Below are 11,157 nucleotides of genomic sequence, written 5' to 3'. Positions count from 1 at the left end.
TGCCCTGATTCGCTCATCACTGATTCATCTCCATAAGATTGGAATAAAACTGATAAGGTTGGACGGTGAAGGCTTCGGGTGGCATCAGCACCATTTGCGCGGCGGTACCTTGGTCGTCTTTGAGATAGGTCACCTCCGATAACAACCAGAGTTCATCCTTTAAGCCAAAAACAGGTAAATCAATCGGGATCAATGTGTTCGGTTCCCATAATTTGCCGTCTTTATCGCGCCAGCTATCGACCGTTACCAGTAGTTCTTTAGAGCGACCATAGCGGCGATTCATTTCCCAGTCGATGCACTGCTGCGCCAGTTTTAGCGCTTTCATGGTGCTTTCAACAATGATAATGCGGTTGCGATAACGCATTTGAGCCGCTTCAGGATCGCGACGTCTGGCTAACGTCACCGAACCATATCCTGCGTCCTGTACCTGCTCTTGAAGTTGGCTAACCGACATCGACACACCGATATAGTCAGAGAAGCGCTGATCCATACCGGAGTTATACGCAGCATCTTCAATATTGATGCCCTGTGCGACCCCGCTGGCCGCTTTGCGCGTACCCACCCGAGTTAGATATAAACTGCCATCGGGCAGGTCGTAATACAGCAATGCCGCCCAGCGCGTGATACGGTCAATAATTTCCTGAGAGGACTCCCCCCAGTTCAATGTAAATTGGGGAACAATATCGAGGTCGGTAACATCACTGGACACCGTAATGCCGTAGGGCATCGCTAACCGTTGAGCTATCTGTAGCGCTGTCGATTGGCTGATCACATTGTTTGGCCACTCTGCGGAGCAATCAACCAAGTCCTGGCACTTGCTCCGCCCTGTAGCCCTCACTTCGCGGCGGTTACGGCTGATCATCGGTGCCCAGCGGTCTATGTAGCCTGTGAGAACAACATCATCCCCCAAATTAACGACACAAGCGTCTCCCGGGTTAACCCACCGTTGATTGTTACTCCCTGGATAAAGGTCCATCAATGACAGACTGAAATCGCTGGGTAACCTTTCTATGCTGCGCGTGACCCGTATGTTATCCCAGCCGGTAATCAGCTTATTGCCAATGCGTAGTGTCAAATCATCACTCATGAGTTCAGCGCCTTAAATCGGATGGGCATAAATGCCGGGTGAACGGGGTTAGCCATTTTCACCAACGCGTCACCCCGTCGTGCATCCTGATAGAGCCGATTGGCCAGATTGAGTGCGGGTAGTGATCGATTAAAATTGACGGTCTCAACACGAGACAGGTTCGCGCCGGTCTGCTGCAACAGCGTGACGATTGAACCGCGCAAGTCGTTTAGTGCCTGGTATACCTCATCATTACCCCTGTCAGCCGCAGAAAGCGCCGCACTGTCTACCACATCACAGACCCGCGTCAATATATCGACCGCATCGTCGTAGCTTTCAGGTTGATATTGCGAAGCAGCAAACACCATCGCACCGGCGCACAATACAATAATGAGTTGGTAGCTGGCGGCTGCGGTATTGCTGTCACTGGGATTAGGTCGAAAAGTATTGTCATCAACTTCCGTTAATTCTTGCATCATACGGATTAAATCAAGGGTACTGGCTCCGCTGGCCAAGATGGCATTCACAACAGCAAGAACAGCATTCGCATGCCCTTCAACTGTAGCGGCTGTTCGTAATGCCTCCGTGGCCTTGTTGACTGACTCCCGACCCTCAACTGATACCGCCATTCTTTGTGCCACCAGCGCGGATAGATTGGCCGTGTCATTTTGTGTACTAATGGATGCAGTCGCACCCGACACGCTGCCGCCAACCGTGCCGTGGTTGTAGCGGCCATAACGATCCCGGCCTAATGTAGAGCGGAGCATATTCCCAAGGTTTGTTGCCTCGCTGGTTGTTGAATTCACCATATTGACCCAGAATGCAGCCGTACTTTTCAGTGTTCTGATGGTTTGAGTGACGGAACGGATCTCTCCTTTTACCGTGGAGATAAACGTTGCAACGGATTTGGACGCCAAACCAAACCATGACGACTGAATCGACGAAACGGCATCTGCTGAACTGGTAACAGAAAATACCCGTAAACCAGACTCAATGATGGTCAACGTAAATTCAAAAACCCGCCCCGACTCTGCCCCCTCATTCAGACGTAGGCCGCTTTCAGGAATACTGACCGTCATTTCGCCCAGCGTTGGGTGTACTAATGTTCCCGCATCCGGCATTTCACAGGCAGCAATCAGTGAATCACGCTGAGTCATGACGTCAGGCGCGTTATAAAGGCCACTACTCTGAATAAGAAAACCACGGATAGTCAGGCGGCGAGTCGCTCGGCCCAAATCCTCAATCCACGCAGTATCGCGATAAGGGTATTCATGAATGGCCTGACGACGGCCGAATACACCTTCCGCAGTCATCACAGCAAAGGGAACCCCACGGAAGGATGCGGGGTGAAGGTGTTCAGACCATTGCCAGCTATCGCCGCCCGTACCTAACAAATCAGAAAGAGCATTACTGATCAGTGACATTTTATTCCCTTCCTAAAATGAAAAAACCCGCACAGTGGCGGGCTAGAGTGTTTGTGGTTACTTTGTGTCGGGACTTCAATAAGCGCCGGTATTATTTAGCTGCTTGCATGGCATTTATCTGAGAGTTAAGTGCTTCAATGTCTGATGCTGGAAAATGCAAGATAACGCCATCATTTAAGTCAAAAACGACAGGAGTACCGGATAGTACTTTGTTATTTAGTATATTTTTACCTTCATCAGACTTTGGTTGAATTAGCTTTAGTCCATTGATACAGGCTTTTATAACCTTAACATACTCGCCATCGATTGAGATTGGGGCTATATCTTCAACATCAGAAGTTTCATTTTCCTTACAAGCTCTAACACCTTTACCGCTTAAATCCATCAATGCTAATCTTTTTGTTTTTTGATTAACCATCGTCAGATAAATGCCCAAATCCGCCCCCTCGGCTGGAGCTAAGGTTGGCATTGAACCACCTAGAAACTGCCATTTAGCCAGATCACCGCTAGCCGCCATCACCGACGGTGACAGAGCAGAAAACAAAGCAACAATTACTATTGATAGTATTTTCATATAAAACCCTAGTTTTAACGTGTATAACCCGAAAATATAAATCAATATGTCATTGATGTCGCCACCTTCCCTCGCTCTGCTGCAGTAATAGTTTTACGTTCGCCAGTCTTATCATTAATCAGCGTAACCTCAACTTCAGTCTTCTCCCGTCCAATACCTTGAGTGATGTCGTTAATATCCTGACTGCTATTATTGGGCGTAGTTAAAATGGAAGACTGATTGTTTATACCCTCTGCGGTTATGTTCCCTTTCTGATTTCCACTGTTGGAGGGCAAAAACTGCCGCTGCGATAATAAAATATTAGGGTTACGCAACCCTTTCCAGCGGTCATCACTGATCGAGGTGTTAATACCACTATCAATCTCTTCTGAGGTATAAGGCTGATAGCCATTTTCATGGCCAATGATGGCCGTAACCAATTTTTTTAATACTTCAGGTGAATGAAGATCTAACCGCTCATACGGGTTTGCCCCTGTTGCACCAGAAACCGCATTAATATAACCCTGCGTATTATTTTCTGTGCTTGGCGCGTAAGTATGCAAAATACCGGAAAGCGTATTGTTTCCTCTATCACCATAGAGTTGCAACTGCCGGGAAAGAGCGGCGATCCCTTCCTGAGGACTAGCAAATGTGGAGAAACCTCCATTTTTACCTGTCGCATTAGGCGCTACTCGTAAGTTGCCGGGGTTATTATTTCTTACTCCTAAAGCATCCTGCCCTGATTTTGATGTTGTGGTCGTGGATGGCGTTAACAAATAAGGTTTATTTGTAGGCACTGCTGCCTTTTCTGCCTCCAGCCGTTTCTTTTCCTGCGCTTCCCAAGCGGCACCGTATTGATCATTTAATTTTTGGGTAAAATCCTTATCTGGATATCCAAACGTTAAGTAGGCTTTCTCTTTAAACGATAATGTCTCTTTGAATTTATCGTCTACTCGCGCCCGATGAAGAATGTCTTTCTGTTTATCACCATGTGCAAACGAGTTTTCATCATCGTTCTCGCGCATCTTCATATCATGAAGCTGAGTTGCAGCACTTCCCTTGACCATATTTTCATCAGGTAAAAGTTTTTGGGCTGCCCATATTTTTCCCTTGGTCATCAAACCATCAATTGCCGCGCTGGCCTCCTTGAGCTGAGCATTCAATTCAACCAGTTGCGCATTAACTTTTGGATCAACCGTTAAGCCCAAACTATCCGATTTGGCCAGTAACTCTTTGTACCTGGCGCCCTCTCGCATTAATGCTAAAAGGGGCGCGTTCAACCCTATGGCATCCGCCAGCGTTTTTTGCGTCTGAGGCGATAGTTTAGGGAATATCTTGGCAACGTTATCCAGCGTTTTATAGACATCTGCCGTGCCATCTTTGAGGCGTTCAATGACGATCCCATTTTGAGCAAGCAACGCCTGTGTCGTTTCATTCCGCGCCCACAAGGGGTCATTAAACGTCTTGTACAACCCTTCTACAGATTGGCGGGCAGTATCACTATCCACCCCCAATATCTGCATCGCACCGCTAATACGGCTAAAATTGTCAACTGACATACCGGCGTTTTTGGCAGCAACATCAAGCGAATAGGCCGAATCAGCCGCAGCACTTAATCCCTGAGCGGCTTTGACGCCAAGATAGCCAACCGCACCCAGCGCACCAAAGCTGAGCGCCTTACCGCCTATCTCACCGACCATTCTCAACGGAGGCACCAAATCACCAACAAACTGCACACCTTCACGCGCAAACTGCCCCATTCCCTTTAGACGAGCATTGAGGTCGTCAATACCTTCAACTGATCCCTGCCCCCCTAATTTAAGTCCATCACGGGTTTTATCCAGATCAGGAATGAGATTTTTAACGGCCTCTTCGATACGCTGAATGGAGGCCGACGCCTGATCTGTCGCGGTCAGTTCAAAATCAAATGCATTACCCATTTTTCCCCGCCTTCACCTTGTTAATTCTGACCGCCTGCTGATACCACCACTGTAATCGGCTATAGGTCAGGGACCAGGCATCTGCTGGTCCCCACCCATAGTAATAGGTCACATCTGCTAGTTCGTTACCCCATTCCCCACCTGGGGGGAGTAGGCTAAAAAACTCATCATGTAGACCTCACAGGCTTTATAGTCGGTGAAAGCCATTTTTTTGATGGCTTCACGCGGCACATTCGACACCAGCGAAATAAGCAGCCCCATCGCACTGAGTGCACCAGATTTAGCCTGTTCGTCATAAAACTGCTGAACCTGAATCAATATCGGCTCACTGAGTTCGATAGCCTCATAGGTGGTTTTAGTGGCTTCATGAGAAATAGGCTTAACGAGGGGGATTGTTTTAGTGCGTTCCAGTTCAGACATCTTAGTTCTCCGTCACCGATACAGAACCACCTTCCCAGCGAATATCAGCAGTCGCCTCGGTGCTATCTACTTCTTGGGTATTTACCGACCACATACCACTGCCGATAATCGTTTTGCCATTGGCCAATTCACAGACAATATTGACATTGGTCTGGTCGTTAAAATCGCTGATCGACGTGCCGCCACTGTCACGGATTTGGCAGGAAATAAACGGGGCGCTAAAGGTTTCTTTATAACCATGCACCCCATCCATTCCCGTCAGGGTTTCACGCTTGAATTTTGAGGGGCTGTATTTGAATTGCCCCGCAACCATGATGGTCAGGCCGTCAACGGTGACATAAGCGGTCCCCGCGAGGCGATTGGATGTATCACCCATGATAATGAATCCTTATGCTGATGCCTGGAGGCGGAATTGGTTGAGAACGGCGAAGATACGAAGTTGATTGATCAGGACTCCCGTCCACAGCACATCAACTCGGTTCGGGTTACTGGCGTTTTTTTCGACAATCAATCCCTTGGCAAACCCTTTGGCATCCTGCACATAGCCGTTAAATTCCAACGTCTGGTACTGGGCAATCAATTCAGCGCGGATCACGTTCGGGGTGATAATCGCCGAGCCGGGGGCAAAACGGGTGCCATCGGCCGCCAGCTTCATACGGGCGAATTTCGACGTTACCTGGGTACGCAGGAATCGAGTGACAAACATCAGCAGGAATAAGGTCTCAATCTGCAAATAGCTGTCATCTTCCGCGCCATATTTGTTTTTTTGGTAGGTGGTGATGATGTTTTCTACCTGTACTGTGCCATCGTCGGTGGTAGTGACCGTGGATATCCCGCTGTGCAGCAGGTTATTACGTTCGGTCAGGGTAAAGCGGCTGGCCAGCGGGGGAGCCAGTACGCCACTGATTGCCAAGGTTTGTAACGGGCGTCCGGGGTCGTTACGCAGACTTTGCGCAATAGCGCCAACAGAAGCCGCTGACCAGATATAACTCGGTGTTGGCGAGCCATTTACTCCTAACAGAGAAGCATGCTGATCATTGCGTAATTCGCCTGCGGCTGTCAGTTGTCCATAAGTCCCCGATTGAGCCGCAAAGCTATGGCCATAGAGCTGCTCGGCATAACTCCAGCGACCGGTACTGTCTGACAAGAAGTCTTTGATTTTATTCAGTGACGCAGTGTCAGTGTATGGATTGATAATGAAATCAAAGGTCCTGTCCTGCAAATTAGCCAGCGCATCATCCAGTTCAGGCGCACCCGCACCGCCAGCCATTGGCGTAAATGTCAGTACTAGGCTATCTGGTGTTGTTTCGCCACCGGCGCTACCCAAATAGTTCAGCCGCAAATCAATCGTGTTACCGTGGGCACCTTTGTTTTTAGCGGTGAGCGTGATGACCGCCGCCACCGCAGCAGCAGTGACAGGCAAGGCGCTGGCGGCATTGATGGCGGAAGTTAATGCAGTGGCAATCTCTGCCACCTCATCAGTCGCCACCACCGCGACTTGCACCCGAATACCCGCGATATACAGAGAGATAACCCCAGTTGCTGATGCCTGCGTGGTCACGGTAATCTTACCCGTTGCCGCAACCATGGATTCCGCATCGCTCAACGGTAAAATGTAGATCTCACCGGCGATGTCATTCGCTAAGTATGCAGCCATCTGACCATGCAACATTGAACCTGCACCAGCTTGCCCCGCCACGGTAGCCACTGAGGAAACCAGTACCGGAATATCCGCAGGTAACGAGCCTGAAGCCAACATCTGGCCGATGATTAAAGTTCGCTGCGTCGTTGTCGCCGTGTTCGCCTGTGAGTTATCAAATTCAGCGAAGAAAAGCGGTGTCCGAAGATTGCTCGGAATATGAGTAAAAGGAATAGTCATTATTTGGTTTTCTCCGCTTTGGTGGTTTCTGGCGCAGGTTTAGCCTCTTTAGGTTGTTCGCGCACCACATCACCGTCGTTTAAACGACGACGCCAAAATGAATTATCGGGAACCTCAGAGCCGGATTCAGGCAAAAAGGTGCCCTTAACCGGGTCGCGTACAGTGCGACCGGCTACGGGTTTAACAATCATGAGGTTTACTCCGGGAGGTTGATTGAAACTACGGGTTCGGTAGTGCCATCTGGCATGGCGATCGTGACATCCATACCGTCTAATCTGTCGGCATTAATGGGATAGAAGTCTTCCGGCCCCTGGTAATACTCGATATCCAGCTCCATCAATAATTGAGCCAGATGGCCTTCACCACCCGAATCCAGATCAATGGTTGAGCGGACTCGGGCAAACTGCTGTATCTGGCGAGTGAGGTCATAACTGTTTATCACTGCCCGCTCAATTTGTTCTCGCAACCGTTCGAGCGCCAGCTCTGCCTTATTCGCCCCATCATTCTCATTTTCGCCGTCAAGCTCCTGCAACCGGCCAGTGATACACACGGTTGTAATGGTGTTGAACTGCGGGGCGTTGCGGCCTAATGACTGTTTTTCCTCGATAAGGGTTTGCACCAAGATAACCGGATACATCTCCTCAGTGGTTGGCCAGTCACGCGGGGAGTAGACGCGGTTTCCCGCGTCAGTATTTCCGATGATGGCATCAACAACCAATTTCCTGACTTGCGCTGTATTCATGGTTTCACCCGATTAAGAATGAGTTTACTGCCGCCGTGACTGTCTGGCTGAACATCTGCTACAGCAAACAAGGTATTGACCGGTTCATTAGCAACGATGCCAATAAATACCCGGTCCCCCTGTTTAGGTGGTGAACGAAACTCACTGTCCCTTACTCCGAGAACGGGGTTGGTGGTATTAATGGTGCTGCCATCATCCAGTGTATCGATGGTGGTGTAGGCCCGATCAAAGATGCCGCTGATGGTATAAGTTGGCTTACCACCCGAGGGCCGGTAATCAACCGGGTCACCAAATACCGAATGCAATGGCGCAAGAAGATGCTGATCCCAGTTGATACCCATCAGTTCCCCCGATCTATCTTCACGCCATCATCGACAGTGATTGAGGGGCCAGAAATGCGCACCTCCTGTTGCCGTAACGCTTTCACATCCGCGACCACCCCCAAATCAATCAACCGACTGGTGTCGCTATGTGGCAGAAATAAACGGCTGTTCTCCGTATAAGTTTCCCCGCTATGGCGCAGGATCTGGCCTTTTACGACAACGACCTCCATTTCGTCAGAGTCGTCAGCAAAATGATCATCTGACGCCTCATCATCAGCCGTTTTTTCCTGTATATCTGGTGTTTCAGCAGGCTCATTGGCAATGGGTGTCACGTTTTGTACTTTCGGTTCAGGCTGTATTTCGCTGTTATCCGGCGCAACAATCTGTTGCTGCTGAGTGTCAGCTTCGAACTCAGGCGGCAAGCCGCCCAGTTCGCTAATGCTGGCTTGCTGCTTACCTGGTGTTTTAGCCATATCACACCACCGTTGCACAGAGGGAGGCATTTACCCGGCTTGGAATGACCAGCGGAGCAGATTGCATCAACAGGTAACGCTGCGCAGGATCGGGCATAACCCATGACTTAGGTGCGAAAGCCAGAGGCCCATAATTAAATTCAGGGTCCAGAATGACACCAAAGGCGCGAGTCCCCATCAAGTCAGCGCTACCCATCAATACAGCACCATTAGGGATCATTGGTTTCTCAATGCCATCAACAGGGTCAATAAACCAATCGTTATACAGCCACAAATCAAAGTTGCCCCAGCGACCTTTATAAACCGCGCCCTTATTGACACGCGGCCCCGCATCAACCTGATTACCAAACGGGCTCAATGCTGGGAAGGTAATAGCATTGTCCTTAATGGTGGTATCCAGACGGAACGCTTTCCATGAGGAAGTTGTAAATACCAAGTCAGTGGCCACCGCCCCTGACTCTTGCAACATCAGCGTTTGCCAGTCTTCAATATCATCTGATGGCTGGGTATTGGTTGCACCGGCAGCGACCGATAAAGGCCATTTATCTGACCCACTCAAGGTAATGGTCAGGTTACTGGAGCGACCAAAATCAATGACCGTAGTCGGGAACCCGTCCCCCACCACGGTAATCTGAGATTTAGTCAGCGCACTGGCGGCCATCCATTCCATACGACGGTTCAGCATGTCGATCTGGTCTTCCATTTCAAACTGCAGATTTATCATTTCACGTTCTGCGGCGGTATATTCCCCACCAATGCGTTCCCCCATCTGACGGCGGATCGGTTTACGCAAATCAGGTGCGCGTTTGTCTTTGATATAAGCCGGTTTGAACGTATTGGTTTGATACTTGCGGCTCTCCACCAACTTCCCTTCAACTAACGGGGAAACGAAAGGAGACATACGACGTTTACCAATATCAACATCGATGGAAACCTCTTCGGTATCATGGGTCACCACATTGGGAAAGAAGCGATCGAGTAACCAGTTCTGGCTTGTTTTCAGGTTGGGAACCAGACCCACCAGCACATTGGTATCGTAAATATTCATGGAGTATCTCTTTTAATTTGCTGGCAGCCAGCGCCGCCAGACAACGATTGAAGACGAGCAAACCCATGCCAAATGAATGACATTGGGTGCAAATTGAGAAAGTGAGGTTTAAACGGGCGCCTGGATACTGTCTTCGAGGAAGATGGAATAAGAACGCAGAGCGGTTTTTAACTCGGCCAGCGTCCATGAATCATCGTGAATAACACTGTTCTGATTAAACTGTCCCATCAGATAAACGCCACCGCGCTGGGCGGAAGTTGTGGTATCCACGTTATCAACAAGGATGGCAACAGGGACCTCGCTGCCATCGGTGGCGGTCTTAACCGACTTGGTGTATTCGCCGGATGCCGTAACTTTACCCATCACGGTACCGCGCATATGAATGAAAGCGACCTGAGCAATAACGCCGGTATCTGTCACCAGTTGCAATGGCCCGGCAACCAGTTGGTCTGGAACAAACAAAGATGATCGCATTCCCGGCTGAAACGCATTTTGTCCGATGTTATCCATTATTTTTTACCTTTTGCTGAGTCATAGAGACTGGTCATTCTGGTAACCATTGATGCACCTTTTGATGCAGCAGCGGCGTCCTGACCGGGTTGGGCATTGCCTACTGCCTGCATCCGTTCATCCAAAGAGCGTTTGCGCGGAGCGCTGGCAGATACCGGTGCTGTAGCGGTAGTTGAGGCAAGCACCCGGATCACGGCGGCGGAACTCATGCCAGAATTGAGCGCCAGAGAGACCGCTAAATCACCGCGCCCGGTAGCATGTTTACTACCGAAAATACGCGCACAGCGGTTACGTTCAGCACGACGCCCCTTTTTAACGTTGCGATCATCAGTATCATCATCGCCATCGTCGTCACTGCCTTCGTCCGCATCAGCATCATCGCTGTCGTCTTCGGCATCAGGGTCTTTGTCCTGATCATCAGGGTTATCGTTTGAGTCGTCATCGTTCTCTTCGGCATCAGGGTCTTGTTCATCCTCTTCAGCCTGACGTCCCTTGGCTTTTTTGGCCTTGTTCTTATCGTCTTCTGTCTCTTCTGTTGCTTTGGCTCCTAGGCCAAACAGGTGTGTAAAACCTTTAATTTTCGCCATTACTTTTCTCCAACCAATGTTAATAAATCGCGGAATGCGACATCAGGCGAGGCCACTTGATCAGCCAACCCCAGTTGCACACCATCAGCCGCTAAGAAACATGCGGCCTCGGTGTCCCTGATAGTTCTTTCAGCTATCCCGCGATTGCGGGAAACGGTACTCACGAACAAGCGGCCCATCTCGTCAACATCG

General features: G+C 49.6%; 15 protein-coding genes. All 15 read right to left on the bottom strand.

Annotated elements, in window-relative coordinates; all coding sequences use genetic code 11:
* Positions 1-16: 16 nt before the first annotated feature.
* Positions 17-1,087 carry a phage baseplate assembly protein gene (locus ACNSO8_RS05745; RefSeq protein WP_418394082.1) on the bottom strand — a complete coding sequence of 357 codons (1,071 nt, stop codon included), beginning with the start codon at positions 1,085-1,087 and terminating at the stop codon, positions 17-19.
* Positions 1,084-2,490, bottom strand: coding sequence for a DNA circularization protein (locus tag ACNSO8_RS05740; protein WP_418394081.1), 1,407 nt, complete (start codon positions 2,488-2,490; stop codon positions 1,084-1,086). Before ACNSO8_RS05740 ends, ACNSO8_RS05745 begins: the two co-directional genes overlap by 4 nt.
* Positions 2,491-2,581: 91 nt before the next feature.
* Positions 2,582-3,064, bottom strand: a complete 483-nt coding sequence (locus ACNSO8_RS05735; protein WP_418394080.1) for a hypothetical protein — start codon at positions 3,062-3,064, stop codon at positions 2,582-2,584.
* A gap of 41 nt (positions 3,065-3,105) precedes the next feature.
* The gene (locus ACNSO8_RS05730; RefSeq protein ID WP_418394079.1) at positions 3,106-4,983 is read right to left on the bottom strand and encodes a hypothetical protein; all 1,878 of its coding nucleotides are present in this window, start codon (positions 4,981-4,983) and stop codon (positions 3,106-3,108) included.
* Between the two features lie 117 nt (positions 4,984-5,100).
* Positions 5,101-5,403: a phage tail assembly protein gene (locus ACNSO8_RS05725; RefSeq protein WP_418394078.1), complete on the bottom strand. Its 303-nt coding sequence runs from the start codon at positions 5,401-5,403 to the stop codon at positions 5,101-5,103.
* Between the two features lies 1 nt (position 5,404).
* Positions 5,405-5,779 (bottom strand): phage tail tube protein, encoded by a 375-nt coding sequence (locus tag ACNSO8_RS05720; protein WP_049602789.1) that lies wholly within the window; start codon positions 5,777-5,779, stop codon positions 5,405-5,407.
* Between the two features lie 12 nt (positions 5,780-5,791).
* Positions 5,792-7,282 (bottom strand): phage tail sheath subtilisin-like domain-containing protein, encoded by a 1,491-nt coding sequence (locus ACNSO8_RS05715; RefSeq protein ID WP_418394077.1) that lies wholly within the window; start codon positions 7,280-7,282, stop codon positions 5,792-5,794.
* Entirely contained in the window at positions 7,282-7,473 is a 192-nt protein-coding gene (locus ACNSO8_RS05710; RefSeq protein WP_083159848.1) for a DUF2635 domain-containing protein, read from the bottom strand. Before ACNSO8_RS05710 ends, ACNSO8_RS05715 begins: the two co-directional genes overlap by 1 nt.
* A gap of 5 nt (positions 7,474-7,478) precedes the next feature.
* Positions 7,479-8,024: an ATP-binding protein gene (locus tag ACNSO8_RS05705; RefSeq protein WP_418394076.1), complete on the bottom strand. Its 546-nt coding sequence runs from the start codon at positions 8,022-8,024 to the stop codon at positions 7,479-7,481.
* On the bottom strand, positions 8,021-8,365 hold the full coding sequence (locus ACNSO8_RS05700) for a head-tail joining protein (RefSeq protein ID WP_418394075.1): 345 nt from the start codon (positions 8,363-8,365) through the stop codon (positions 8,021-8,023). The genes ACNSO8_RS05705 and ACNSO8_RS05700 overlap by 4 nt, the downstream gene beginning before the upstream one ends.
* Positions 8,365-8,820, bottom strand: coding sequence for a hypothetical protein (locus tag ACNSO8_RS05695; protein ID WP_418394074.1), 456 nt, complete (start codon positions 8,818-8,820; stop codon positions 8,365-8,367). Before ACNSO8_RS05695 ends, ACNSO8_RS05700 begins: the two co-directional genes overlap by 1 nt.
* A 1-nt stretch (position 8,821) precedes the next feature.
* Positions 8,822-9,868 carry a major capsid protein gene (locus ACNSO8_RS05690; RefSeq protein ID WP_418394073.1) on the bottom strand — a complete coding sequence of 349 codons (1,047 nt, stop codon included), beginning with the start codon at positions 9,866-9,868 and terminating at the stop codon, positions 8,822-8,824.
* A gap of 108 nt (positions 9,869-9,976) precedes the next feature.
* On the bottom strand, positions 9,977-10,378 hold the full coding sequence (locus tag ACNSO8_RS05685) for a head decoration protein (protein ID WP_418394072.1): 402 nt from the start codon (positions 10,376-10,378) through the stop codon (positions 9,977-9,979).
* Positions 10,378-10,965, bottom strand: a complete 588-nt coding sequence (locus ACNSO8_RS05680) for a DNA primase (RefSeq protein WP_418394071.1) — start codon at positions 10,963-10,965, stop codon at positions 10,378-10,380. The genes ACNSO8_RS05685 and ACNSO8_RS05680 overlap by 1 nt, the downstream gene beginning before the upstream one ends.
* Positions 10,965-11,157, bottom strand: a 193-nt coding sequence (locus tag ACNSO8_RS05675; RefSeq protein ID WP_418394070.1) for a S49 family peptidase, incomplete at its 5' end; no start/stop codon positions are given. The genes ACNSO8_RS05675 and ACNSO8_RS05680, both read right to left, overlap by 1 nt.

This window comes from Yersinia sp. LJYL362, from assembly GCF_048323875.1.
The sequence above is the reverse complement of the archived record's forward strand: the minus strand, read 5'-3'. Positions and strand labels throughout refer to the sequence as shown.